Origin of the sequence: Stenotrophomonas sp. YIM B13575 (genome assembly GCF_042787595.1) — a bacterium.
Lineage (GTDB): Bacteria > Pseudomonadota > Gammaproteobacteria > Xanthomonadales > Xanthomonadaceae > Stenotrophomonas > Stenotrophomonas lactitubi_B.
In genome coordinates, this window is sequence record NZ_JBHZOP010000062.1 from 48,656 (window position 1) to 74,247 (window position 25,592).

Annotated in this window: 16 protein-coding genes; 5 read left to right on the top strand and 11 right to left on the bottom strand. The window is 62.6% G+C overall.

Annotation, left to right across the window (positions count from 1 at the left end):
• Nucleotides 1-82 precede the first annotated feature (82 nt).
• Nucleotides 83-7,699 (bottom strand): CHC2 zinc finger domain-containing protein, encoded by a 7,617-nt coding sequence (locus tag ACFX4F_RS11570; protein ID WP_380655336.1) that lies wholly within the window; start codon nucleotides 7,697-7,699, stop codon nucleotides 83-85.
• A gap of 1,837 nt (nucleotides 7,700-9,536) precedes the next feature.
• Here ACFX4F_RS11570 and ACFX4F_RS11575 point away from each other — a divergent pair.
• Nucleotides 9,537-9,833, top strand: coding sequence for a HigA family addiction module antitoxin (locus ACFX4F_RS11575; RefSeq protein WP_380655339.1), 297 nt, complete (start codon nucleotides 9,537-9,539; stop codon nucleotides 9,831-9,833).
• A gap of 84 nt (nucleotides 9,834-9,917) precedes the next feature.
• On the opposite strand, the gene ACFX4F_RS11580 is transcribed toward ACFX4F_RS11575, so the two are convergent.
• The 5 genes from ACFX4F_RS11580 to ACFX4F_RS11600 form a co-directional block, all read right to left on the bottom strand.
• Nucleotides 9,918-10,331, bottom strand: coding sequence for a cysteine peptidase family C39 domain-containing protein (locus tag ACFX4F_RS11580; protein ID WP_380655342.1), 414 nt, complete (start codon nucleotides 10,329-10,331; stop codon nucleotides 9,918-9,920).
• Between the two features lie 223 nt (nucleotides 10,332-10,554).
• Nucleotides 10,555-12,600: a TonB-dependent receptor gene (locus ACFX4F_RS11585; RefSeq protein ID WP_380655344.1), complete on the bottom strand. Its 2,046-nt coding sequence runs from the start codon at nucleotides 12,598-12,600 to the stop codon at nucleotides 10,555-10,557.
• Nucleotides 12,601-12,683: 83 nt separating this feature from the next.
• Nucleotides 12,684-12,986, bottom strand: a complete 303-nt coding sequence (locus ACFX4F_RS11590) for a hypothetical protein (protein ID WP_033832709.1) — start codon at nucleotides 12,984-12,986, stop codon at nucleotides 12,684-12,686.
• Between the two features lie 108 nt (nucleotides 12,987-13,094).
• Nucleotides 13,095-14,252, bottom strand: coding sequence for a murein transglycosylase A (locus ACFX4F_RS11595; protein WP_380655347.1), 1,158 nt, complete (start codon nucleotides 14,250-14,252; stop codon nucleotides 13,095-13,097).
• Nucleotides 14,253-14,319: 67 nt separating this feature from the next.
• Nucleotides 14,320-15,828, bottom strand: a complete 1,509-nt coding sequence (locus tag ACFX4F_RS11600) for an alpha/beta hydrolase (protein ID WP_380655350.1) — start codon at nucleotides 15,826-15,828, stop codon at nucleotides 14,320-14,322.
• A gap of 127 nt (nucleotides 15,829-15,955) precedes the next feature.
• On the opposite strand from ACFX4F_RS11600, the gene ACFX4F_RS11605 reads away from it, so the two are divergent.
• Entirely contained in the window at nucleotides 15,956-17,665 is a 1,710-nt protein-coding gene (locus tag ACFX4F_RS11605) for a histidine kinase (RefSeq protein ID WP_380655352.1), read from the top strand.
• Complete coding sequence (locus tag ACFX4F_RS11610) at nucleotides 17,653-18,354, top strand: LytR/AlgR family response regulator transcription factor (protein ID WP_380655355.1); 702 nt, start codon at nucleotides 17,653-17,655, stop codon at nucleotides 18,352-18,354. Before ACFX4F_RS11605 ends, ACFX4F_RS11610 begins: the two co-directional genes overlap by 13 nt.
• A gap of 72 nt (nucleotides 18,355-18,426) precedes the next feature.
• On the opposite strand, the gene ACFX4F_RS11615 is transcribed toward ACFX4F_RS11610, so the two are convergent.
• The 5 genes from ACFX4F_RS11615 to glnA form a co-directional block, all read right to left on the bottom strand.
• Nucleotides 18,427-18,957 (bottom strand): cytochrome b, encoded by a 531-nt coding sequence (locus ACFX4F_RS11615; protein WP_380655358.1) that lies wholly within the window; start codon nucleotides 18,955-18,957, stop codon nucleotides 18,427-18,429.
• A gap of 81 nt (nucleotides 18,958-19,038) precedes the next feature.
• Complete coding sequence (locus ACFX4F_RS11620) at nucleotides 19,039-19,785, bottom strand: N-acetylmuramoyl-L-alanine amidase (RefSeq protein ID WP_380655361.1); 747 nt, start codon at nucleotides 19,783-19,785, stop codon at nucleotides 19,039-19,041.
• Nucleotides 19,786-19,986: 201 nt separating this feature from the next.
• A complete protein-coding gene (locus ACFX4F_RS11625; RefSeq protein WP_089241711.1) occupies nucleotides 19,987-21,417 on the bottom strand; it encodes an ammonium transporter in 1,431 nt (476 codons plus the stop codon).
• Between the two features lie 22 nt (nucleotides 21,418-21,439).
• Nucleotides 21,440-21,778, bottom strand: a complete 339-nt coding sequence (locus ACFX4F_RS11630) for a P-II family nitrogen regulator (protein WP_164275288.1) — start codon at nucleotides 21,776-21,778, stop codon at nucleotides 21,440-21,442.
• Between the two features lie 349 nt (nucleotides 21,779-22,127).
• Nucleotides 22,128-23,537 carry a type I glutamate--ammonia ligase gene (gene glnA / locus ACFX4F_RS11635; protein ID WP_380655366.1) on the bottom strand — a complete coding sequence of 470 codons (1,410 nt, stop codon included), beginning with the start codon at nucleotides 23,535-23,537 and terminating at the stop codon, nucleotides 22,128-22,130.
• Between the two features lie 219 nt (nucleotides 23,538-23,756).
• Between glnA and ACFX4F_RS11640 the strand changes: the two genes are divergently transcribed.
• Both ACFX4F_RS11640 and ACFX4F_RS11645 read left to right on the top strand, forming a co-directional pair.
• Nucleotides 23,757-24,551, top strand: coding sequence for an undecaprenyl-diphosphate phosphatase (locus ACFX4F_RS11640; protein ID WP_380655369.1), 795 nt, complete (start codon nucleotides 23,757-23,759; stop codon nucleotides 24,549-24,551).
• Between the two features lie 73 nt (nucleotides 24,552-24,624).
• A complete protein-coding gene (locus ACFX4F_RS11645) occupies nucleotides 24,625-25,449 on the top strand; it encodes an META and DUF4377 domain-containing protein (protein ID WP_099819514.1) in 825 nt (274 codons plus the stop codon).
• Nucleotides 25,450-25,592: the final 143 nt, after the last annotated feature.

Below are 25,592 nucleotides of genomic sequence, written 5' to 3' on the forward strand. Positions count from 1 at the left end.
CGAATTACCACCAAGCCGTAGTGTGCTTAGTCCTCGATCGAAGGCGAGGGCTAAGCTCTGGCTTTCTCCTCCATCCGAGTCCTTAACACTCGCCACCGGTGTCTGGATCAGACCACGCTGGCACGTGCAACTCCGGAAGGCTTCCGTAGCAAGTGAGGTCCGCCACCAAGAAATCTACCCAAGCGGGTTCATTGCTGTTGTCCAGCATCCTCACGCTAGGCTGCTGATGCCTATTTCTAGACCAAGCGTCAAAACGCCGACAGATTGCTTCACTATTGCCGAAGAGCTTGGAGAAATCCTCAAGCATTCGAACATAATCTGCTTTTTCAGTCTTCTTTGACTTAATCTCCTCCAGCTTCTGATACTTCTTCTGGAATTTGCTTTTTGGGTGAGGAGCACCACCTGATTTGAAAGATCCCGGCTGCGTCAGCAATCGTTCCGATTCTTTAACCTTCCCAGCCGCCTTTTCCAGCCAAGTGGCCTCCTCTTCAGGTGTCATTCCGTGAGGCTTATCAGCATGCGCCAGCGCCACTGCCAGCCCTTTGCAGTGCTCGGATTGGTCCACAACCTCAACCACAGGCATGTACGCGACCAGAGCCATTGGCTCAGGCAATAACTGAGGACGCGGCTTTCCACTTACCACGTGCACCGGATCGATATCTACAACTACAAGCGCCTGATCCTTGTTTGACAGGGCACCCTCACCGTTTGATTGGAGGATGCCCGTATGCCATCCGTGGTAAGGGGTAAGGAGCTTCACTACTCCGGCCGGTGACGGTGACCGGGTAACCGACTCAATACCAATAAAACAGCTCTCTCCGCTGGCACCATCGAGCACAGCGTTGCAGAAAACAGTGGCCGTCCCTGACGCCAGAACGCTTGCCTGGCCCGCGTGCCAATAATCATTGCTGCGAGTTGTGTGGGCAGGCACCAATAGAACCGAGCGCCGCTCGCGCCGCCGTTGAACAAGTGTAAGAAGCTCCCCGACTGCCTGCAGATCGTCCTCGACGAGGGTGCGAGCCACCTTGCCTGCGTCCGGCTGTCCGAAAAGAGTAAGTATTCTTTCCAACTCTTGAACCAATGGCTCGCGATTTGCTGGGCTAGTCAAAAGAAAAAGCTCTGAGCAGATCAGTTCCATGCAGTAGCGGAGCTTGGGGGAACTACTGGCAAATGCGCTTACCAAGCTTCTGATCTGATCCGAACTCCAAGTCTCTTCAGTTTTTAGTCTCAACAGCTCATCCAGTACGCGCTCGTCTGAGTAAAGGGGTGCCAGTGTCGCGGCATCTGGATTGAATAGCTCATGCGCTGCAACCGACCTGTACTTCTTCCCTCTCGACAGCTCAATGACCTTTTCACTTTTCAGTCCGAACTTATCCAGAAGCGACTTCTCGGGCCGCCACAGCAGAGTGAGCATTTCTTTTAAATGCTCCGAGCCGGAGCCTGAGGAGAAGTTGCGATAGGTGCCAGCAAGTACCGAAAGTCCAGGATAGTGCTTGGTCAACTCAGCCTTCATCCACTCAATCGTCTCCTTGCGAAGGCTCACCTCAGGGAGTACCAGCAGCTCGACCCCGAGCTTATGGGAGGCGTTGAGCGCCTCGCGCAGAACGGCACGCCGCCGGTGTTCTGGCCACGAGATGACATTCACCGATTGCTTCCAGTGATGCTCGTCCCCGCGAAGTCCTGCTGTTCTCACATCGTTGAACCGATCATTCTTCAGTACAGATTGCAAGTCATCGCATGTGCCCCCTGTAAGTGGCAGCCCATCAATACCAACTTCAACCACCGGGTGGCAGTAACTGTCTGGTGCGCTGAGCTGCAGCAATGCCACGCGGAAGTGGCACGATTTAGCTTCGGGGCCATCGGCTCCCGATCGTCGACGGATAGCAAAGGAACCTGCTTGAATCTCGCGTAGCCTCGCGAAGAATTCATCAGTACTGACGCTGGCGTTGCCCTCTTGATCAGGTGCCCGCCCACCATCCGCAGATGCACCTACATCTGCATTTGCGACTGCACCTTGGTCGCGGTCCAAGCGGTGAGTGGCCATTTCAGACTCTGGTGCGACAATGCCGCCACCACGCATCAAGAGTCCATGATCCTGCACCACCAATGGCGGCCGTTCATCAGGAGCAGTAGCTTGTCCACTTAGTAGGTCTGGCCGTTGTACTGGGCTGACAGGCGCGCGCTTCTCATGTAGCCCAAGCCATTTCCCCAACTTCCCCCCAAGCCAATGAACGGCTACTAGCTCACCATCCTCCTTCCTCCGAGTCTCGGTCCAAGCGGATAACCTACGAGTACCAATCAGTACTCGTTCAACGCCACCCCCACCGAGGCACGTGTACTGGGCCTTGGACAGCTGCCAGCCTACATCCTTGGCATCCGTGAACTCATCGGTATGCGCATCTCTGCGAAAACTCGGTGCCTCCACAGGAACGACGCAGAGGCCAAGCAGCGCGTCAACACGAACCGCTGCATCGGCGATTGCGCGGACCAATTCATCACAGTCCGATAGGCTGAGCGCGGGGAGATCGTCAAATGGCCACACGTTGGCTTCGTAATGCACATCTGCCGATTCGGACCCAGCATCACCATATCGCCACGCACTGATCACGGAGAAGGCCCTGCTAAGCTCTGGAATCTCCAAGGCCCGGGGGAAGGTGGAGTCCAGCAACCCAACAAGGACTAGCATCCAGTGCCAAGGCGTTGCACGTTCGAGCGCCTCACCATTGGCATCGGTCAGCCATGTACAGATCGCGCGATAGTCACCCTGCGGATCAGCACGCTGCTCGTCCGGTAGTACCCACGTGGTGGGCAGGCTGAGGCTGTCTTTCAGCCGGTTCTCGTTACCTTGTGTAAGCCCCCACATTGCGGCAACGCAACCCCGTAGCCCCGCCGTGGCAACCGCGAGTGCCAGTGCAAGCCGCAACATTGGCACGCCATCGATACCCTGTCCGGATTCGCTACCTTGCGGCATTTCCTGCATCGCGCCGTAGAGAGCTTGCAACAACAAAAGCTCAGGACGGATCTCACGACCAACTGATCCCGCTAGCCTAAGATCAACGCCTTGCAGTAGCCACAAGGGAAGGCGCCCAATAGCTTCGGGGAACACTAGGTGCAAAGTGTTGCGTAGACCTGCGGCACCGCCAGGGCGCAGGCGAGCTGCCATGGCCCGGGTATGCGCCTCCATGAGCAACACATACCATGTCCTAGTCCGCAGATCCTCGTCTGCGGGATAATTTCTTAACAGGTCCAATGCCCGCCGTACTGTTCTGGGCAGCGTCCTTTCGCCCAATCCAGCAGTGGAAATGTCAACTTGCGCCTCTGACAAATAGGCACCCTGCAACTTCCGAAGCTGCTGCCTAAGGACATAGCCTTCAATGAGCTCAGCGTGCGCCTGCTTCCGGCGCTCACCGGAGGATTCGACCGAGAGGGCCTCTTCGGCCAACGTCTCTTCACGGTTTCCCGTCTCCCCCGACATATCTGCCGCAACACCAAGGAGATCGGCTACCGTCCACCCGACCCGCCATATATCAGCATGCGCCATGGGAACGCTCGTGGTACGGACCCGGCCGTCCCAATCATGGAACCATGCATTGACACCCAAAGACTCCCGCTTCATCGGCTCGCCGAGTAGATGGATCAGAACTTGGTCGTCACGCTCTTGGTGTACCAACTGCGGCATGAAGGGTACATAGGCAGCCTCTTCACCCCTACTGACGTCAAGATGAATTGCGTACAAACCATCAAATAGCCTGGCAGCTGCCCTTGTTGTGGAGCCAAGCGACTTGACCAACTCTGGGCCGGCGAGCGCCCATGGGACCACGTCCTCGCTTCTCTCCACACCTAAACGTGTGGCCTCACTTTCTTCAGGACTGAACTTTAACGTTGAGAATTCAGGTGTGAGCTGCTCCTCACCCAATGCTGCACCAATGAATGTCCGTGATCGCGTCGTCGTGCGCGGCGCCGTGTACACATACACCCGCTTACCTTGAGAGGTAGAAGTACTTTCCAATGCATAGAGCGAGCTAGCTCCATCCGAAACCGGAAGGTGCGCAATCAGCTCTATATCGCCAGCCCCTGGCACCTTGAACAGATTATCGAACCCGATCAGAATTTCTAGGCCCTTGCACCCGGGAGCGCTGTTCAAGACGAAGTCTATGGCCAACCCTCGGACGACATCATCTCGTGGCTCATCCTCAGGTCGATTGACTTTATTCTTCAGTAGATCTCTAACGGCATCTGCAAGACGCAGGCCATCATCTCCGTACGAGCGAGAATTCTCTCGATTCCTTAGTTCGTTCAATGGCTCCCAATCTGCAAGCTCACCTGAATGAGGGATGGAGTACAGCGCTTCAGCAGCCAGACAGAGCCATTCCACGGAGGTCACCGCCCCTGCATGATGGATGCTAACTGACTGCCCACATGAGCTGTTACGCGACAGCCTTCGAGCCTTTGCCACGATCAACCACGCGCGGCGTCGCAAGTGTGATTGGTTCTCCTTAGCGGCGAGATCTCTGAAGAAGTCCGTGCGGCATACAGCTTGCGCCAATGACTGACGACGCGCCCGGCTTTGTGGGATCTCCTCAATCGTCTGGCCATTCTCGACCCATGGATTCGGGTCAAGCAGCCGATCCAATCCCTCAATGGCATACAGCCAGTGATAACCCCGTTCTTTGAAGGCGGGGTACCAATCTCCTCCGTCTTTGGTCCGCTGGCGCTCGTCGTAAGCTCTGTCCCACGTCGCCCAGAACTTGCTCCAGATCTCCGAGCTCGGCCGCTCTGCTAGGCCATTGGTCTCGCACGCGACCAGCCACCAAAGCCAGCGGGCGCAGAGGCCAAGATCGTTCGGCCGCAGATCCTTGGCAGCCATTGCGGCCCTTACTTGGGGAAGAATGGCTGGCGGATTTGCAACTAGATCTGGATGGCGCAACATCCGAAGTGCACACTGCCGGTTAACGTTCAGCGCATCCCGAGCCAAGCCCCACCCAGCTTCTCCGTCGCCTACAAGCGGGGCTTCCAAACCTGGAACCGACGCAGCGAGCCCACGGCCCTCGTTCAACTGCCTCATCACTTCCTGTGGCGAACCTGCGCGCACGCGATCGCCTTTGTGAATCAAGGCAACCGAAGACAGCCGCGCTTCCGCTTGAAGGGCCTCGCGTAGGTCACCAAGTAGCTGTGCACTCTCGGCAAAAATGACGATGTCATCAACGTAACGGGCGTAGCCTGCTCGAGGAAGCGTCTGCCCGCTTTCCGATACCCTAGAACTTTCCCGAATGAATTTTCGAGCACAGTTATCTACTGGAAATAGCGCGATGGTCCCGATGTACGCAGAAATCACTGGGCCCTGAGGGATCCCCACGGTCTCTTCACCGCGGCTGTCGAGCCCGTCTTGCTCTGGGTTCCGATAGGCGTACCCGAACTGGAACCCCATCAACAGTCGCTCCAACGATGCCGCCCATTCATCGCTCCCCTGCTCCTCTTTCAAACCGAGGATGTCTGAGAAACCGGCTGGCAACCCTGAAGCGTTGATCTCCTCGATCAATGGTGCGAGTAGACGATCTCGGACTACAAACCGCTGCACGGTATCGTAATAGCGCCGAACATCTAGCCGAAGCACGTGGACCTGAGAGCCTATGGAGCGGCATTGCCCACCCAAGCACTGCATGAAGTCGCGCCAGCATTGGCTGAAAGGGCGGAACATGCCTTGGTCTGAGGGCGTCTTGTGCCCCTCTAAAACCTCCATGTCGATCTGGTAGCCAAAACTCAACGTCGCCGGCTCACCAGCTTGTCGGTCGGGTTCATTTAGAGCAGAGAAGGGCCCGGTGACAATCACCTCGTCCCGTGACGAGTACCATCTGACTGCAGGAATGCTGGAGGAGAACGTTCTTCCTCCCGCGCTAATACGATCATGCCTCTCAGTAAGCAATTCATTGAGAAAAATTTGTTGAACGTGCAAGTCGGCCGGATGCGGCATTACTTTGAGCCGCGGGTCATTCAATGCGCTCTCTTCGCTACTCAGCTTTCTGGGTAGGTTGACCGCATCAAACGGAGCTGCTTGCCGCCAGGAAGAGCCTTCGGCGGTTACGCTCTTCAATCTATCAAGCGCGACTGTGTCGAATAGGCGCGCGTTCGCGCCAAGCGTTATCCAAGCCTCCTCGTCACACGGCAGTTCTCCCCGACGAGAACCACAATATGCCAAAGTGCGGGCCAATGCTGTCCGTTCAAATTCACCGTTAAGATAGACGGCAGCGGAAATCCTCGCTAGAGCACTATCATCCTCTGCCAGCACTTGCCCCAGCTCATCTGCCCAGATCGACTCAACGTAGGCAAGACGTGCGAAAAAAGAACTGTGTTGCCGCTTGCCACGGGACCTATTTATCGCAACCGCCGCCCGAAAGAGCGCTCGTTCTTTCACCGCCGCAGGCAGGATCTTCCAGTTATCGTCGGCGAGTACCGAACTATCTTTACCCCCAAGCGATGAAATCAAAAGCGCCGCTTCAGCGGGTAGACTGTACTCTGCCAGCCACGCATCAGCATGCTCGTCTCCAGATATATCGCGCAGACACGCATCCGGATCTTTTCCAATGCTGGGCCGTGTTTTCCAAGGGACACCCATCCACTGGAGGTCCACACCGACCATGCCCAATAGATCGCGGACGAGCCGCTCCGCCCCACGAAACCCAGCAACATCATTATCAAGAAATGCGCATATCCGAAGTGGCTGCGCGTTGTCCGGCCGAGTCTCCACAAAATCCGACAACAGCCTGAACTGATCTTTACTCAGACTCGTGCCCATCAAGCCAATCGCGTGTTGGCCAAGTGATTCTAGACGCAACGCATCCAAGAACCCTTCGACTATATACAGCTTCGATGGCCTGTCTTCCTTTAGCTCATCGGTAACCGCCGAAAAGGCGGAATCCGCATTGAATAGATAATCTGATTTCTTGAAACCTGGCGTAAGACGATACTTCGGAACGTCGCCTGCCGCCACGTCATCGAGGAGCCTCCCCGCAAATCCAACCGCGCGCGAGCTCCCTTTCCCGGCCTCGTATACGGGAATTATAATGCGACCATCATCAAAGTAGTCGCTAAACTGATCGCCGTAATCCAGTTTGTGCTGGTCAATTCCACCAAGTGTTCGCAGCCGCCGGACCAGACCTAGCCCCAGCAAGCCGTCTAACAACTCCAGCCTTTCTCCAACTCCCAACTTATCCGCCGCGGTAACCAGCACCGCCTGCGGTATGCACCTCAATCCCTTGCCATACAAGAACGCCGTATCAAACCCGCGATCGGAGCACCAGCGCTCGAATCGTCCCACGTCGTGATGCAGGTTGAACTGTCGAATGGCAAAATCTAACGCCGATACTCTATTACTCCTCGAGTAGGCCGCCTCGGGCTTTCCCCTCACGGGCTGGACGTCGTAGAGCCGAGCAAGCCACTCAACACTACCCTTGAAGTCACTCCCGTTAATCTCTTTTACCAGATCGACTGCATTACCGTGTGCACCGCAGGCAAAACAGTGGAAATGGGGGAGACCCCCCTTCGCTGCAGGGTAAAAGCTGAGGGAGGGCCGTGTGTCCTGGTGGAATGGGCAGAGGGCGCTAACTTGATGATTGCGGCGCTCCATCCTCAGACCCAGGCGAGCTGCAAGATCCTCCAGCGGCACCTTCATCAACAGGTCGCCTACGTCATACCACGCCATTCCCAACCCCCTGCCTATTCAGCCATCGTCCGCGGAGCTTAGCAGCTCGCCTTGTACATTCAATCCAGCCTGATGACGTGTACCACGGAATTTTTACCCATCTATCTTATGAGATTGATTTCTAGGCCGATTCGCAGCTTTCCAGAACGCCCTCAATTCGACCAAGGACCTACCTAACAGCCTATTCGACAGGAAGCTGGCTTTTTACTTCCTGGGTGTTGCGCGCTCGGCTGCCGCAGTTCGGTGCGCCCATCCCGCCGGATGACGAGACGGGCGGGCGCATCGAACGCTGGATGGATCGGAATTGGTCGCAGAGGTCAAGGCGGCGATCTCGCCGCTGCCCAGCCACGGCTATCACCGCACATACGCCCTGGTGTGTCGCCAGCGCGTCCAGCAAGGGTTCTCAGCGATCAACTTGAAGCGAATCTATCGGGTCATGCGCGCGCATCGGTTGCTGCTGGCGTCGCCGCTTCGACCAACGCGCCCGGTGCGGCGCCACGATGGGCGTGTGGCTTGCGCGTATCGCCTGTTCCACTTGCAGCGGTTGGCTGACCGCCAGTGGTATGCAGCAAATCACATGATTCGATCACTGTCTGGAGCATGCAGAGGCCCTAGAGTACGTCCATACGCCCATGAGTTGATCATGCAGACGAAGCAACTTCTTCGCCTGCTGCCGGACACGAGCTTTCCCATTCACGTGAATGACAGTGTGATCTGGGGTCAGATCCGGGACGACGTCCACGAGCCCTCCTACTTGATGCGGCGTGCTGCTGAAAGGCGTGGCGTTCACATCCCAGAGCCTGTGAGTCCAGTCATTTCCTACCGACACCAAAAGTGCGCCTCTCATCAACGGCCTTTGCTGGTTGCTCGTAACGGATAAGCACCGCGCGGGACGCGTTGAGCTGGGTGTTGCCACCACTGCGCGTCCTCCGTCGTGGAGTTTGTCAGGGGGCTAGTTTGTGCCGTGACCGCAGTTCTACGTGGCCGCTGCTGCTACGCTTGCCTATTCAATTTGGAAGCATGAAGTGACCCCCTCGATTCTCCTCGCGGTCTGCTGCGATTGCGCCAAGGTGGCTGTTGATCTGTCGAGGTTAGAGCTTCAGATGCACGCCGAACTCAGGGGCAAGGCGGTTGGACCTCGTCGAGGTTTCACCGATGGCTCGGCCTCGGTGCAGCCATTGGTGCACCTGTGAAGAACGTCCTGTTCTGCGCCTTGCTGTGCGTCCTACTGTTCTGCATCAAGGTTGGCGTATATCTATCGTGGAAGGAAGGCGGATTCTTCGGAGTACTCGCTTTCAGTGCAGCCCTTGGTGTCGCTGGGTTCATTGTCACGGCTCTATCCAGCTTGGATAAAAAGTGAGCGCCGTCAAACTTCCCGGATGCCCTGCTTTCCAACGCTGAGTCGTTCTGAACGTGGGAAGGGGTGCCGCGAGCCTGGCTTGCGGATGGTCAGCCCAGGTAGCACCTTGAGAGCCCGGGCCGGTCCCGTTTGACGTTGGTGTCCAATATGGTGCCGCGGTCCAGATCATCCGGCTGCGGAGTCCAATTGCTTGGCTGATTGTCGCAATGGTTCTGGACCATTGTCTGCTGAGGAGGGCTACGCTCGCGTGCCTTGCGCTACACAATCTTTGCCGCTCAAAGAGGGGCAAAGTGCGGTCCAAACCCTGACAGTCTGCACAGACTATGGGGTTCCGATGAGCACTTACTTTGGTGATCGGCTCAAAGGGATCTGACCCCTCGGACCAAATGCGTCGAAGCCGGTCGCGGATGGCGATTCCCGCAGCGTCGTGCCATTGCCACACTGCCCGCAACGTCATTCTTTCGGGCAGGCCACTCCATGCGAACCGTTCCCTACCCCGCTCCCGGCGAGATCCTGATGCACGAATTCCTGGAGCCCCTGGGCATCACCCGGTACCGCCTGGCCAAGGCGATCGGCGTGTCGCAGCACCGGATCGGCGAGATCGTCACTGGCCATCGCGCCGTGACGGCGGATACCGGGCTGCGCCTGTCCCGCTACTTCGGTGTGTCCGACAAGTTCTGGATCGGCCTGCAGGCCGATTTCGATGCTGCGATGACCAAGGAGAAACTGGCCGACGTGCTGGCCCGCATCGAACCATGCAAAGCAGTAGTGTAAGGACGGCAGCAGGGGCATTGCTACCTCATTTCGGAGAAGTCCGGCCCCTTGGCCAGTTGCGACTTCTTCCATGGAGCAACATTCTCAGCCAGTAGCGGCGATCAGATATCCTTTCCCCCTGAGCCCGCGGAAATCGCGAACCAGCTGTCGTTTGCCAGGCTTGGGATCATGGACGACAGCTTCAGCTCGACCGGCGTCGAACACCACCCAATGCCAGCGCCGACCTGATTTGTCGGGATTGACTTTGACGATTGAGTGCGCGCTTAGGGCTCGCCACGACTCAAACTTCATCCGCGATGTCATCACATTGAAGTGGGCAAGCATCTGCTCAACTTCGCGATGCGTCGTGTAGTAGTTACTCGCCACGCTCCTTCCCGGCAGGGCCCTGAAAGCGGTGAATGCTTCTTCGTACGTGACTCCGGCCACCATGGCAACACATGCAATACCACAGTCACCCTTCTTCCAGTTGCGCTGAGGCACTCGCTTCAAGGGATTCACTTATTTGATCTCAATGGTCTCTCAGGTTGAAACCCATCATCGCAGAGCTGCTGGGGGCTGATTCTCTCTTCTGCGCAATGACGCTTGATTAGCCTGGAGGTCGATTTCCATTGGGCAAGACCAAGGAGAGACTGGCCGACGTGCTGGCCCGCATCGAACCGTACAACGCGGTGGCGTGAGTCCGCGCGGGTCGAGCAAGCTCGACCGCTACCGGCGTTGCCGATTACAGCTTCATGTTGAGGCCGACGAAGACCGCGCGGCCCGGGGCGGGCGAGAACATCGGTCGGGCGCTGTCCCAGAAGAAGCTGTCGTACCACGCGTAGGCATAGTCGCGGCCGGTGACGTTCTTCAGCTGCAGGTCGACGCTCCAGGCCGGGGTGATCTGGTACCTGGCGCTGAGGTCGAGCACGGCGAAGCCACCGAACTTGCCCGTGACGTTGCGCTCTTCCAGATAGTAATCGCCCTGCGCACGCGCCTGCAGGCCCAACTGCAGGGCGTCGCTGGCCTGGTAGTCCAGGCCGAGGTTGCTGATGTGGCGCGGCGTGGCCGCCACTTCGCGGCCCTGCAGGGACACGCCGGGGGCGCGGTCGTCGCGGGTGATCTTCGCCTCCTGGTAGGCATGCGAAGCCCACAGGGTCCACGCGTCTCCCAGCTGCGCGCTGATCTGCGCATCCACACCGCGGCGGCGGGTCTTGCCCAGCGTGACCGAGGTGCCGGTGGCCGGCATGTTGGACACTTCGTTTTCCGCATCCTGCTGCCATACCGCCAAGCGGGCCTGGCTGCCGGCAAAGGGCTGGAATTTCAGGCCCAGCTCCATGCCCGTGTTGGTGGAGGGCTGCATCGGTGCCTGCCCCGGGGTGAGGTAGGCCGGTGCGGTGGAACCGGTCAGCACCTGGAACGTGCGGCCCCAGTTGGCATAGATGTGGGTGTGCTCACCCAGGCTGTGGATGACGCTCAGCTTGGGCTGGCCGATGCTGCCGTAATCCTGCAGGCGGCCGGTGGTGCCGTCCATCAGCCGGGTGTGGCCGCTGAAACGGTCCACACGGTAGGCCGGCACGATCTTCCATGCGTCGGCGGGCTGGTAGATCGCCTGCACGTACGCGCCCCAGTTGTCGAAGCTGTGGCGGTCGTTGTTCTGCACGCGTGCCGGCGGACGGCTGAAATCGGTGGGTTCGGCGTAGGCGTAGCGCTCGCGGAGGTAGCCGTTGTCCTGCTGCTCGTAGTTCAGCCCGCCCTCCACGGTGAGCATGGGGCTGGCCTGCCAGGTGAGCGTGCCGAGCAGGCCGGTCTGGCGCTCGTCCCACACACGGCGCTGGCGCGGCAGATTACCGGTGGGCAGATCGCTGAAGGTCACCCGGCGGTCGTCTTCATAGCGGTTGTAGTACAGCCGCGTGCCGAAGGTCACCGCGTCGGTCAGCTTCATGTCCAGGTGCGCGGCGAACTGGCGCATGTCGCGGTCGTCGCCGTCATTGGCGTTGCGCAGGTCGCTGCGACGGCGGCCGGCGTGCAGCTCTTCCGCGGTCATGAAACCGGGCTCGTCGGCCTCGTGATGGTAGGCGCGCGCGGTGAGGCCGATGCGCAGCCCGTCTTCCAGCGAACCAAAGAACCACTTGCCGCCCAGTGAGTATTTCTTTGAGCTGTCGTGGTCGCGGTAGCCTTCGCTGGCCTGGGTGCCGACGAAGTAGTTCTGCGCGATGCCGTCGGCTTCGCGGCCCACTGCCAGCTGCATATCGCGGGTGTTGTAGCTGCCGTAGGCCAGTCGCGCGTCGGTGTAGGTGCCGCCCTGGCGCGTGCCGAAGTTCACGTTGCCGCCGATGTTGTGCAGGCCGTAGCGCGGGTCGTTGGTCCCGCGCACCACCTCGATGTAGCTGATTTCCAGCGGAAACAGCATGTCGATGAAGCGCTGGTTGCCGCTGTTGACGTTGCTGGGGATGCCGTCGATCAGCGTCTTGATGGCATTGAGGTAGCCCTCGCCGTTGAAGGCGCGGAAGCTGACCTTGCCCGACTCGGCGCCCTGCCGGGTTTCGGTCAGCTGGATGCCGGGCATCTGCCCGAGCAGTTCCCAGCTGTGCGACACATTGCGGCTTTCGATCTGGTCCGCGCCCAGCACGTCCACCGAAGTCAGCACCTGGTGCGCGCTCAGTTGCCCCTCGCTGTGCTGGTGCACATCGACCTTGCCCAGGGTGAGCGCGGCGTCGGCGGACTGGGCGAATGCTTCAGGGGCGAACGGGGCGGCCGCAAGCGCGGCCACCAGCGTGGAAGTCTTCATCGGGAGGCAGGGGGGAGGTTGGAAATGAAACTTTATAACATTTCGATTCCGCCGACCATCCGATGACTGCAGGCCCCTCGACCTTAAACGGGGTAGCCGGTGGCTTCCCGGGCCTTCTTCCAGGCGATCTCAAACTCGCGCGCGCTGATCTCGTCGTCTTCGTCGAAATCCATGAACGACACCGGCTGGTCAGCCAGCACGAAGCGGTCATCGCTCTGGCCGGTTTCATCGGCCCACACGACCTTGGCCCCGTAGATTTCCACCTGGCGCACGATCTTCTCGCCACGGGCTTCCATCAGCACGTTGCCCTTGCCCAGGCCCGATTCGGCCCAGTGCTTGTAGTACTTCTTGGTGTTGGATTTTGCGTTGTTCTTTGCGTATTTCATTGCGTTTGTCCTGGCCACAGGTGCGGCCGGAGAGATCGGAAGGGCGCCATTATCAGGCATATGGGGTCAGATCCCTTTCCTGCGGGAGGGGATCTGACCCCCGCTGACCTACTGCGGCAACGCCACGCCCTTCGGCCACAGCATCCAGATATTGCCCTGCTGCTTCATGTCGCCCGCCAGCTTGCCGGCGGCATCGCCACTGCCCCAGTACAGGTCGGCGCGTACCTCACCGGCAATGGCGCCACCGGTATCCTGCGCGGCCACCGGGCGCACCACCGGCGTGCCGTCCGGGCGCGTGGTCGACAGCCACAGCAGGCTGCCCAGCGGCACCACGGTGCGGTCCACCGCCACGCTGTAGCCGGCGGTGAGCGGCACGTTCAACGAACCCCGCGGGCCTTCCGGGCTGTCCGCGCTGCGCACGAAGAACACGTAGCTGGGATTGCTGCGCAGCAGTTCCGGTACCCGCGCCGGATGTGCCTTCGCCCACGCGCGGATCGCGTCCATGGTCACGTCTTCCTTCTTCAGCTCGCCCTGCTCCACCAGCCAGCGGCCGATCGCGCGATAGGGATGGCCGTTCTGCTCGGCATAGGCCAACCGCACCTGCTTGCCATCGGCCAGGCGCACGCGGCCCGAGCCCTGGATCTGCAGCAGCTGCAGGTCCATCGGATCGGTCAGCCAGGCCAGCACCGGCGCCTTGGCGCCCTTGGTCGCAATGCTGCCGGCATCGTCGTAGGGCTTCAGCACCTTGCCCTCCACGCGGCCGCGCAGGCGCTTGCCCTTCAATTCGGGATAGACACTCTCCAGCTGCACCACCACCAGATCATCGGGTGTGCCGTACACCGGCACGGTGGCGGTGTCGGTGCGGGTGAGGCTGCCCGGATAGATGGGTTCGTAGTAGCCGGTGATCAGGCCGTCGGCCTGATGACCGCCGGCGCGCAGGGAATAGACATCGAGATCGCGCTGCAGGAATGCGCGGATCGCGCTGGCGTCCTCGTCGGACACGGTGCTGGCGGTCGCGCAGGGTTTTGCCCAGATCGCATCGTTCTTCAACCGGGTGCAACTGCTGCGCCAGGCGGCGAAGCCTGCCTGCAGGTCGCTATCGGATACGGTCGGCAACGTGTTCCAGTCGACCTTGGCGTAGGTGGCGGCAGGCGTTGCTGCGGCAGGGGCTTCAGGACGGGTGCCGGTGGTGGAACAGCCAGCAAGTACGGCAAGCGCAAGAAGGCTCCAGCACGTGCGGTTGAAGGGGGCGATGAGGTCAGTCATTGCCCCAATGTAGTGCAATCGGGCGTGGCGCAGGACCGGGATCGCATCCTGCACCACACGACGGGCCTTATCGCTTGCCGCCCAGCAGCTCACTGCTGCGGGTGGCGAACGCCGGCGGCGGCACGTCCAGCACGGTATCGCGCACGACGCGACCGGCGAGGAAGTCGACAATGCTGCGGGCGATGGCCGGGTTGCCTGTCCACAACTCGTTGTGATGGCTTGCGTTGCGCACCAGCAGCGAGTGGCCGTTGCTGAAGCCCGGCCGCAGTGCCTCGGCATTGGCCGGGGGCGTACGCCCATCCAGCGTGCCGCTGATGAACAACACCGGCACTTCACTGTGCAGCGGGCCGCGGAAGCCCTCACCCAGATCGGCCAGGCCGAGGCCGTCGCCGATGGCCGGGAACGGGAAGTTCAGCCCGTCGCCGAACAGGCTCTGGCGTGCCTGTGCTTCGGCCAGTGCCCGGCGCTGCGGACTCTGTCCGGAGGCGACGTCCATCGCCAGACCCATGGCCGGGAACTTCGCGAACTGGGCGCGCCCGATCAGCACCATATCTGCCAGCGGGTCGTAGTTGCCCGTCTCGGCCTCGCGCAGCACCAACGGCAGCCATTGCTGGGGGACGCGTTGCCCCAGCATGTTGGCGATGACGATCTGCGCGTCGTACAGGCCGATGCTGACCTGGCGGCCCTCATGCATGTGGCTGCGGCCCTGCCGCGGCTGCTCGCGCAGCGCCTGCAGCACGCGGGTGGTCGATCCGGCGAGGTCATCGAAGCCGTCCTTGCGGGCATGCACCGCCAGCTCCTGCAGCAGCACATCGCTGCTCAGCGGCAGCTTCAGCGTGTCGTCGGGACCTTCGGATCCCATCAGCACCACGCGCTCAAGACCGGCACCGTGCAGGCGCACCGTGGCCAGGGCCAGATGGGTGCCATAGCTCATGCCCCACAGGCTGATCTTCGGCACGTCCAGCGCGCGCCGCAGGTCGTCGAGGTCGCCGGCACTCTCGGCCGTGGTGTAGGCACCAAGGTCGACACCGGCCTGCCGCCAGAACGCTACGCACTTGGCGGCCGTCGCCTGCAACACGGCCAACGCGGCATCGCGCTGCAACGGCTGCGCATCGTCGAAACGGCTCTCGTGCGGACATTCCGGCGGCGGCTCGGACAGACCCGCACCGCGCTGGTCGAGCAGCAGCACGTCCGTCTCGCGGCGGACCTGGTCGAACACTGGCCAGCGCGGACCACGTGCGGTATCGATTCCAGAACCACCCGGACCACCGGCCAGGTAGACCACCGGTGCAGTGCGGCCAGTGCCAGCCGTCGCACGCAGGCGCACCACCTTCAGGTGCAGGCGCGGACCGTCCGGCTCGCTGTGCCGTCGCGGGACCTCCAGCGTGGCGATCTCGGCGGCAATATCGCCATGGTTCTTGGTCTGCAGTGTGTAGGGCTCGAAGGCCAGAGTCGCCGGACCGGCCTGCGCAGGAAGGGCGGCGGCAAGGGCCAGGCAGAGTGCGGCGAGGGCGACGGCCACGACAGGGCGACGAACCTGGAAACTGCCGGAAGACGTACAGGCGCTGCGGGTCATGTTGGGCTCCGATGGAGGGATGTGCGCCGCCAGCATCTGCTCCCGCGCAGCGCTGCGGACGCGTCCCTCTGCCGAACGTCTCCAGACGCCGGTCCAATGTCTCCACGCAACCGATACGATGGCCGCCATGCAGATCACACGAACCCTGGCTGTCCTTGCTGCGCTGCTTGCGGCCGTGGCTGCGTGGATGATCGTGTCGACGCCGCCGCCCGGAATGGTGCAGGTGCGCGGGGCGGAGATGGCACCTGCGAGCATCGGAGCATCCGGCCCCTTGCCGACGCGGCCACCACAGGATCTGCAGTGGCAGCCACTGGACCAACGCGCGCTGGCGGGCTGGCACGGCCCGTACTGGCTGCGCTGGCATGTGCCCGCGCCGGCTGTCGCCGGTGATCACGGCCGCGCCCTGCGGCTGTCGCTGCGCGCGGCCAGCCAGCTGTACTGGAATGGCACGCGCTGGATCAGCAATGGCGTCGTCGGCCGTACCGCAGAGCAAGAGCGACCGGGACGCATCGACATCGTCCGCGTGCTGCCACCCACTTCGGGCAACGCCACCGATGAGCTGGTGGTGCTTGCGTCCAGCCAACGGCAGCGCTTCGATCTGCATGGTGCCGATGCGATGGTGCTGGTCGCGCCAGCCCCCGTGCTGTACGGCCAGATCATCCTGCCATGGCTGATCGCGGCCTTCGCCACCGGTGCGCTGGCAGCCGCATGCCTGTATTTCCTGGCGGTGCTGCGTGGGCAGACACGCACGCCCGGCGCGCGCCTGCTGCTGGCGTTGGGTGTGGTGGGTCTGGCACTGCCCGCGGTCGAGGCGTGGCGATCATTGCTGGGCTACCCCTATCCCTGGCATGGCGTTCGCCTGGTCGCGCTGCTGGCCCTGCACGTGGCCGCAGCGCTGCTGCTGCCGGCCTATCTTGCGCGTCGCTTCGAGGTGGCCTTACCGAGGGCGGGTCGTTTCAGCTATCTGGCGCTGATCATGGCCGCGGCCATCGCGCTGCCCGGCTTCGACACCCGCTCCGCGGCGGTGCTGCTGTTGAGCCTGCTCGCCTCGGCCTGGGTGCTGTTGCGCGCACCTGCTGACCAGGAAGACCGGTGGCCGATCCTGGCGCTGCTATCTGCCGGCCTGCTGGCGTTGCTGGTCGCACGCGGCGCCTTCCTTGATGGCCCGTACTTCCTGCTGCTGGCGGTGCTGATGGTGTTCCTTCTGCTGCGCCACGTCGCCCAGTTGCAGGCGCTGGACCGGCACAACGCCTGGCTGCGCGAAGAGCGCGCACGGCTTTCATTGCAGTTGTTGCAACGGGGCATCCAGCCGCACTGGCTGATGAACACGCTGACCTGCCTGCAGGAACTGATCGAGCAGTCGCCGATGCGCGCCAGCCGACTGGTGGAGTCGCTGGCCGATCAGTTCGATCGCCTGCGCGACAGCAGCCGCCGCCAGAGCGTTCCCCTGCAGGATGAGTTGGCCTTGTGCCGCAGCCACCTGGACATCGTCGGCCTTGCCCTGGACCGGCGCATGGTGCTGGAAGTCGATGGCGGCGATGCGGCGCTTTCGCTGCCGCCAGGCATCCTGCACGCACAGGTGGAAAACGCACTGACCCATGCCGGCGCTGTTGCCTGTGCACTGCACCCGTTCCGCCTGCACGTGCAGCGCGACGAGGCGCGCTGGATACTGGAACTGCGCAGTGCGCGCGGCTCAGCCCCGCACCGCGGCCGTGGCACCGGTACACGTTACATCGAGGCCAGCCTGGCGGCGGCCAGCCCCGCCGGCTGGAGCTTCGTGCAGGGCATCGACGGCGACCACTGGTGCGGCCGGATCGAGCTGACATGCGCATCCTGATCGTCGAGGACGAACCCCTGGTGCAACAGCGCCTGCTGCGCATGTGCGGCGAGTTGGCCGGCGCACGCGCGCGTTTCGATGCGGTAGCCGATCTGGAAGCGGCCGGCGACCGGTTGCAGCGCAGCGTCTATGACGGCCTGCTGCTGGACCTCAACCTTGGCGGCGACGATGGCTTCGAGCTGCTGCGCCGCGCTGTTGCCGGGCGCTACCAGTGCGTGGTGGTGTCGGCACACCGCGAACGCGCATTGCAGGCGTTCGAGCACGGCGTGCTCGACTTCGTGCCCAAGCCCTTCTCACGCGAGCGCCTCGCCCAGGCGCTGGAACGGCTGCTCGACGCAAGCCGCTACCGGCCCGGCTGCGCCCGCTATCTCGGCATCTGGCGTGCGCAGGGGACTACGCTGGTTGAACTGGCCGACGTGCAGTGGATCCGAGCGGACGGCGACTACAGCGAGCTGCGCATGCGCGATGGACGTATCGAACTGCATGACAAATCGCTTGCCGGCCTGGGGCCATTGCTGCCGCCGGAGTTCGTGCGTTGCCACCGCTCCCATGTCGTCAACCTGCGGCATGTCCGCAGCCTGCATGCCGCATCAGGCAGTCGTTACTGGGTCGTACTCAGCGACGGTACGGAGCTGCCCGTGGGCCGCGCGCATGTGGCGGCACTGCGCACTGAACTCAATCTGGACTGAGCCTGCGGCCCGCCCCCTCAGGGAGCTGCAACAACGGATGCGGGGCGCTGCGGCGAGCTTGCATTCCGACGGCTACCAGCGCATCCGCTTCAGGACCGGATTGCCCGAGGCATGGTGCTTGATCACCGCAGCGATGTGCAGGACAAGCAGGCCGGCAAGCACCATGCAGGCGTATTTGTGGACCGCGTTGAACGCCGACGTCAGCTGAACGTCGATGAGCGGCGGTGGAAGGGTCAGCACGTTGAAGACGTTGATGTCCCTGTCCATCATCAGCACGCCGGTTATCAGCACCACGATCGTGGTCAGATAGATCGCGAAGTGTGCAAGGCGGGCAGCCCACCCCTCCGCACTGGTCGGTTGCACTGCACTTGCCCGCAGCAGTGCCAGCAGCACGCGAAGGGCGAAGAACGGAATCAGCGTAAAGGTCAGCGAGACGTTGAGGAAGCCGATGGCTTGGCGGGTAGCGTCCGCGACATCGAACAACGCCACGTAGAAGCCACTGAGGGTTGCCCACAGAATGATGATGGCTGAGAACCAGTGCAGCAGCACCTGGATTCTGGTGTAGGTCATTGAATATTGCTCGCCGGTAAGGCCGAGCGACATTAGGGGTTTACCTATCCAGTTTGAATCGGACAGCTTGCAAAACGCAGGGTGAGCGTTCGATTCGGTGAACCTGATCCGCTTTCAGGGCGTCTGCAGCAGCAGCGAATACAGGATGCGGGCGTCTTCGGCGTCGAGTGTCTTCGGCAGGGTGTCACTGCCACGGAAGCGACGGTGGAACGCACGTACCGCTGCATCGCGGTTGTCCAGCGGATAACCGAAGCGCGCCAACGCAGCCCATGCATCGAAGCCTTCCGGCGCAGCACCATCGGCCGCGCGCGGCCATACGCCGAAACCTGCTTCGGCCAACTGTTGCCACGGGAAGAAGCGACTGGGATCTTCCTTGCGCGTCGGCGCCAGGTCGGCGTGGCCGATCACCTGCCGCGGCGGGATGTTCAGCCGTTCAGTGAGATCACGCAGCAGCACGATCAGCGATTCGATCTGCGCCGGGCTGAAAGGCGTACGGCCATCGTTGTCCAGTTCGATGCCGATGGACGCGGAGTTGAGGTCGGTGATGGTGCCCCAGCGCCCGGAACCGGCATGCCAGGCGCGGCGCTCGTCGGCCACCAGCTGGTAGCGATGGCCATCGGCGCCGATCAGATAGTGCGCGCTGACCCGCCCGCCACTGTTGGCGGTACGCAGCGTGTGCAGGCTCTGCTGCACCGATTTCTGCTCGGTGTGGTGGATGACGATGATGACCGGCGTGCGCGCGTTCTGGTTCGGCGACGGCACCCAGGTGGCAAGCGGGTTGCGGATCTCCTGCGGCGTGGAGGCACAGGCGGCCAGCAGCAGGCAGGCCGAGAGCATCAGGGACGTGCGGATCGGGTGCATGCCCTGATTGTGCGCGATAAGCGCGGACGATGCAGTAGCGCCACGCCATGCGTGGCTGGGCCCCCGACCGTGCCGACCAACGGTCGGCACCCACCAGAGCAGAGCAGAGCAGTCCAGAGCAGGAGCAGTGCCAAGCAAGCTTGGCACCTACCAGAGCAGGTGCAGTGCCGACCAACGGTCGGCACCCACCCTGTAGATGCATCAGGCCTCGTAGGCCGATTCACCATGCGAGGTCACATCCAGGCCGGTGCGCTCGGCCTCCTCGGTCACGCGCAGGCCGACCACCACCTTGACCAGCAGCAGGATGGCTGCGGTCACCACCGCCGACCAGACCACGGTGAGGCCGACGCTGACCACCTGCACCCACACCTGGTGGCCGATATCCAGATCGGCCTTGGTGCCGCCCAGCGACTGCGCGCTGAACACACCGGTGAGGATCGCGCCGACGATGCCGCCCACGCCATGCACACCGAACACGTCGGCGGTGTCATCCACCTTCAGCAGACGCTTGAGGCCGGTCACGCCCCACACGCAGACCACGCCGGCAACCAGGCCGATGACGATCGCGCCGAGCGGGCCGACGGTACCGCACGCCGGGGTGATGCCGACCAGGCCTGCCACCGCACCCGAGGCCGCGCCCAGTGCCGACGGCTTGCCCTTGCTGATCGCTTCAACCAGCGTCCAGCCCAGCACCGCTGCAGCCGTGGCCAGCACGGTGTTGAGGAAGGCCAGCGAGGCAACCGTGTCGGCTGCAGCGGCAGAACCGGCGTTGAAGCCGAACCAGCCGACCCACAGCAGCATCGCGCCGATATAGGTGAACGGCACGTTGTGCGGCTTCAGTGCAGTCTGCCCGTAGCCCAGGCGCTTGCCGACGAACCATGCAGCGACCAGACCGGCCACACCGGCGTTGATGTGCACCACGGTGCCGCCGGCGAAATCGATCGCGCCCATCTCACCCAGGTAGCCGCCACCCCAGACGATGTGCGCCATCGGGATGTAGCTGAGGGTGAACCACAGCGCCGAGAACAGCAGCACCGCGCGGAACTTGATGCGCTCGGCGAAGGCACCGACGATCAGCGCGGTGGTGATGCCGGCGAAGGTCGACTGGAAAGCGACGAACAGGTAATCCGGCAGGCCCTTGATCGGCGTGTTGCCCACCGACTCCGGGGTGAAGCCCTTGAGGAAGGCGAATTCGGTGAACGAGCCGAAGAACGGATTGCCGGCACTGAACACTGCGCTGTAGCCATAGGCCACCCACAACAGCAGCACCAGCGAGAACACCACGAGGATCTGGCTGAGCACCGACAGCACGTTCTTCGAACGCACCAGGCCGCCGTAGAACAGGGCCAGGCCCGGTACCACCATCAGCAGCACCAGCAGGGTGGAGGTGAGCATCCAGGCGACGTCGCCATGGTCATAGGCGGGCGCTGCCACCGCTTCGGCCGCAGCCGGCGCAGCGGCAGTCGGGTCCTGCAGGGGCTCGACGGCCACGGCCTCGCTCTGCAGCGGCGTGACCTGGGCCTGGGCATGTGCACTGCCGGGCCAGATACCGGCGGCCAGCGCGCTGAGCAGCATCAGCAGGCACACCAGATGGAACCGGGCTTGCCACCCGGTGAGAAGGCGCATCTTCATGGGGGAGTCTCCGGAAGGGGGTTTACAGCGCGTCGGCGCCGATTTCGCCGGTGCGGATGCGGATGACCTGCTCGACAGCGGTCACGAAGATCTTGCCGTCGCCGATCTTGCCGGTGCCGGCAGACGACTGGATCGCTTCGATCACGGCCTCGGCACGCTCGTCGGTGACGACGGTTTCGATCTTGATCTTGGGCAGGAAGTCGACAACGTACTCGGCACCGCGATACAGCTCGGTGTGGCCCTTCTGGCGGCCGAAGCCTTTCACTTCGGTCACGGTGATGCCCGACACGCCGGCATCGGACAAGGCCTCGCGGACCTCGTCGAGCTTGAACGGTCGGATGATGGCGGAGATCAGTTTCATGCGCATGTCCCGATGGTGGATGGGGCCAGCGCGCGAACGCGCGATGGCATCAGGCAACCACGGGCCATCGTGGTGATGGCCGTGGCTGTTGCACCGGACACGAACCGGGCCGGGACAGCCGTGCCTCTCTCCTTGCACGGCCGACGCGGGAGGGAGGGCGGCCCATGTCGCGTATCCGGTCTCTCTCTTGCCCCTGGATCAGGGGTCCTTGGCGTGGGGTCAGAGCCCTTTCATGCATGAAAGGGATCCGACCCCGTGCAACGACCCCGATCTGACCGCGGCTCCCCAGCCGCGAAGACGGATGCGATGGCGGCAGGTGGGAGGGGGTACCCACCGCCATCGCAACCGGTCAGCTGGCGTAGTACAACTGGTATTCCAGCGGGTGGGTCGCCGCGCGGAACTTGGTCACTTCCTGCATCTTCAGCGCGATGTAGCCGTCGATGAAGTCATCGCTCATCACGCCACCGGCCTTGAGGAACTCGCGGTCCTTGTCCAGCGCTTCCAGGGCCTGGTCCAGCGAGGAGCAGACCTGCGGGATCAGCTTCTCTTCTTCCGGCGGCAGGTCGTACAGATCCTTGTCGCTCGGTGCGCCCGGGTCGATCTGGTTCTTGATGCCGTCCAGGCCGGCCATCATCAGCGCGGTGAAGGTCAGGTAGCCCGACTGGATCGGATCGGGGAAGCGCATTTCGATGCGGCGCGCCTTCGGGTTGGACACCCACGGAATGCGGCACGAGGCCGAACGGTTGCGCGCCGAGTAGGCCAGCATCACCGGGGCTTCGAAGCCCGGCACCAGGCGCTTGTAGCTGTTGGTACCCGAGTTGGCGAAGGCGTTGATCGCCTTGGCATGCTTGAAGATGCCGCCGATGTACCACAGCGCCATCTGGCTCAGGCCGCCGTAGCCGTCACCGGAGAACAGGTTGGTGCCGCCCTTGGACAGCGACTGGTGCACGTGCATGCCGCTGCCGTTGTCGCCGACGATCGGCTTCGGCATGAAGGTGACGGTCTTGCCGTTGCGGTGGGCGACGTTCTTGATGACGTACTTCATCCGCAGCAGTTCGTCGGCCTTCTGCACCAGGGTGCTGAACTTGGTGCCGATCTCGCACTGGCCGGCGGTGGCCACTTCGTGGTGCTGCACTTCCACTTCGATGCCGACCTGTTCCAGGGTCTTGCACATCTCCGCACGCAGGTCGTGCAGGGTGTCGGTCGGCGGCACCGGGAAGTAGCCGCCCTTCACGCCCGGACGGTAGCCGCTGTTGGCGCCGTCGTACTTGGCGCCGCTGTTCCACGCTGCTTCTTCCGAATCGACCTGGAAGAAGGTGTGGCCCATTTCATTGGCGAAGCGCACCGAATCGAAAATGAAGAATTCCGGCTCCGGGCCGAAGAACGCGGTTTCGGCGATACCCGAGGACTTCAGGTACGACTCGGCGCGCTTGGCGATGCCGCGCGGGCAACGGCCATACGGCTGCATGGTGGCCGGGTCGAGGATGTCGCAGCTGATCACGATGGTCGGATCGGCGTAGAACGGGTCGACGTAGGCGCTGGCGGTATCCGGCAGCAGCACCATGTCCGACTCGTTGATGCCCTTCCAGCCGGCGATCGAGCTGCCATCGAACATCTTGCCTTCTTCAAACAGCGACGGCTCGACGATGCTGACCGGGAAGGTCACATGCTGTTCGACACCACGCATGTCGACGAAGCGCAGATCGACGAACTCGATCTGGTTGTCCTTGATCAGCTTCTCTACGGTTTCCACGGACATCGGTACGACCTCGGATGGGAATGAATGCCTGCTGAGGTACAGCAATGACCGTGCCAACTTTTCGGCCTTCACAAGTCGTTGATTTCAAAGCCACCGCCCCAGCGGGGTGCAGAACCATGCGCACCAAACGGGTGCGCCGATGACCAGACGCACCCGTTTGGTGCGGCATGGATCGTCTATTCTTTCGAGCTTCTTCCGCCGCCCGCGCCCGCACCGTCCATGTCCGATCTGCTCTCCGCCCTGCTGCTGGGCATCCTCGAAGGCTTGACCGAATTCCTGCCGATCTCCAGCACCGGCCACCTGCTGATCGCCCAGCACTGGCTGGGCGCGCGATCGGACTTCTTCAACATCATCATCCAGGCCGGTGCGATCCTGGCCGTGGTGCTGGTGTTCCGCCAGCGCCTGCTGCAGCTGGCCACCGGCTTCGGCCAACGCGAGAACCGCGAGTACGTGTTCAAGCTCGGCGCGGCCTTCCTGGTGACCGCCGTGGTCGGCCTGGTAGTGCGCAAGGCCGGCTGGTCGCTGCCGGAAACCGTCAGCCCGGTGGCCTGGGCGCTGATCATCGGCGGTATCTGGATGCTGCTGGTGGAGGCCTATACCGCGCGCCTGCCCGACCGCGACCAGGTGACCTGGACGGTGGCCATCGGCGTCGGCCTGGCGCAGGTGGTGGCCGGTGTGTTCCCGGGTACCTCGCGCTCGGCCTCGGCGATCTTCCTGGCCATGCTGCTGGGCCTGAGCCGCCGCGCGGCCGCCGCCGAGTTCGTGTTCCTGGTCGGCATTCCCACCATGTTCGCCGCCAGCGCCTACACCTTCCTGGAACTGGCCAAGGAAGGAAACCTGGCCAGCGAGAACTGGACCGACGTCGGTGTCGCCTTCGTTGCCGCCGCCGTCACCGGCTTCGTCGTAGTGAAGTGGCTGATGGGCTACATCAAATCGCACCGTTTCACGGCCTTCGCGATTTACCGCATCGCCCTGGGCACTGCGTTGCTGCTGTGGTTGCCGTCCGGCAGCTGAACAGCGCCGGGGCACGGTAACCCCGATGCCGGCCCCGATCCGTTTCCCCCTCGGTTCCCCAAGGAGAATCACCATGAACCGCAAGCTCACCCTGCTCCTCCCGCTGGCCCTGCTGGCCGCCTGCAGCCAGACCCCCGCCCCGGCCGGTACCGGTGGTGACGACCTGGCCCCGGCGGCGGCCAAGGCCGGCGACCAGAAGGCGCTGGCTCACCTGGATGCGCAGCGCCTGCAGAGCCAGCACTGGCTGCTGCAGCAGGCCACCGCGGCCGATGGCAAGCGCATCGATGCGCTGTTCGCCCGCGAAGACAAGCCGGTCACCCTGGACTTCGCTGATGGCCGCCTGTCGGTCAGCAACACCTGCAACCGCATGGGCGGCGGCTACACGCTGGCCGACGGCAAGCTGAGTGTCAGCGCCATGGCCTCGACCATGATGGCCTGCACCGACAAGGCGTTGATGGCGCTGGACGAAGCCGTGTCGAGCCGCCTGCAGGGCGAACTGAAGGCCGAACAGGACGGCAACGGCGTGCTGACCCTGACCACCGCCAAGGGCGACGTGCTGGTGTTCAACCCGGAACCGACCGCTGAAACCCGCTACGGCGGCGCTGGCGAAACCGTGTTCCTGGAAGTGGCGGCGAAGACCGAGAAGTGCTCGCACCCGATGATTCCGGACTACCAGTGCCTGCAGGTGCGTGAGGTCAAGTTCGACGACAAGGGCCTGAAGCAGGGCGAGCCAGGCAAGTTCGAGAACTTCTACGGCAACATCGAGGGTTACACCCACGAAGATGGCGTGCGCAACGTGGTGCGTGTGAAGCGCTACGAAGTGAAGAACCCGCCGGCCGATGCGCCGTCGCAGGCGTACGTGCTGGACATGGTGGTCGAGTCGGCCATCGAGAAGTGATGTAGAGCCGACTGCTGGTCGGCTGGCTCTTGAAGGGCGGCCGCGAGGTCGCCCTTCTTCGTTGTGGGGTAGTGCCGGCCGCTGGCCGGTTGCTGCACACCGCTCCGGCGACATACGGAACATGCCGGCCAGCGGCCGGCACT

Excerpts from the sequence above, each read along its gene's own strand:
- glnA (WP_380655366.1), bottom strand. The coding sequence starts at position 23,537 with ATGTCCGTGGAAACCGTAGAGAAGCTGATCAAGGACAACCAGATCGAG.
- ACFX4F_RS11645 (WP_099819514.1), top strand. The coding sequence starts at position 24,625 with ATGAACCGCAAGCTCACCCTGCTCCTCCCGCTGGCCCTGCTGGCCGCC.
- ACFX4F_RS11625 (WP_089241711.1), bottom strand. The coding sequence starts at position 21,417 with ATGAAGATGCGCCTTCTCACCGGGTGGCAAGCCCGGTTCCATCTGGTG.
- ACFX4F_RS11575 (WP_380655339.1), top strand. The coding sequence starts at position 9,537 with ATGCGAACCGTTCCCTACCCCGCTCCCGGCGAGATCCTGATGCACGAA.
- ACFX4F_RS11595 (WP_380655347.1), bottom strand. The coding sequence starts at position 14,252 with ATGACTGACCTCATCGCCCCCTTCAACCGCACGTGCTGGAGCCTTCTT.
- ACFX4F_RS11610 (WP_380655355.1), top strand. The coding sequence starts at position 17,653 with ATGCGCATCCTGATCGTCGAGGACGAACCCCTGGTGCAACAGCGCCTG.
- ACFX4F_RS11570 (WP_380655336.1), bottom strand. The coding sequence starts at position 7,699 with ATGGCGTGGTATGACGTAGGCGACCTGTTGATGAAGGTGCCGCTGGAG.
- ACFX4F_RS11585 (WP_380655344.1), bottom strand. The coding sequence starts at position 12,600 with ATGAAGACTTCCACGCTGGTGGCCGCGCTTGCGGCCGCCCCGTTCGCC.
- ACFX4F_RS11605 (WP_380655352.1), top strand. The coding sequence starts at position 15,956 with ATGCAGATCACACGAACCCTGGCTGTCCTTGCTGCGCTGCTTGCGGCC.
- ACFX4F_RS11590 (WP_033832709.1), bottom strand. The coding sequence starts at position 12,986 with ATGAAATACGCAAAGAACAACGCAAAATCCAACACCAAGAAGTACTAC.
- ACFX4F_RS11640 (WP_380655369.1), top strand. The coding sequence starts at position 23,757 with ATGTCCGATCTGCTCTCCGCCCTGCTGCTGGGCATCCTCGAAGGCTTG.
- ACFX4F_RS11600 (WP_380655350.1), bottom strand. The coding sequence starts at position 15,828 with ATGACCCGCAGCGCCTGTACGTCTTCCGGCAGTTTCCAGGTTCGTCGC.
- ACFX4F_RS11615 (WP_380655358.1), bottom strand. The coding sequence starts at position 18,957 with ATGTCGCTCGGCCTTACCGGCGAGCAATATTCAATGACCTACACCAGA.
- ACFX4F_RS11620 (WP_380655361.1), bottom strand. The coding sequence starts at position 19,785 with ATGCACCCGATCCGCACGTCCCTGATGCTCTCGGCCTGCCTGCTGCTG.
- ACFX4F_RS11630 (WP_164275288.1), bottom strand. The coding sequence starts at position 21,778 with ATGAAACTGATCTCCGCCATCATCCGACCGTTCAAGCTCGACGAGGTC.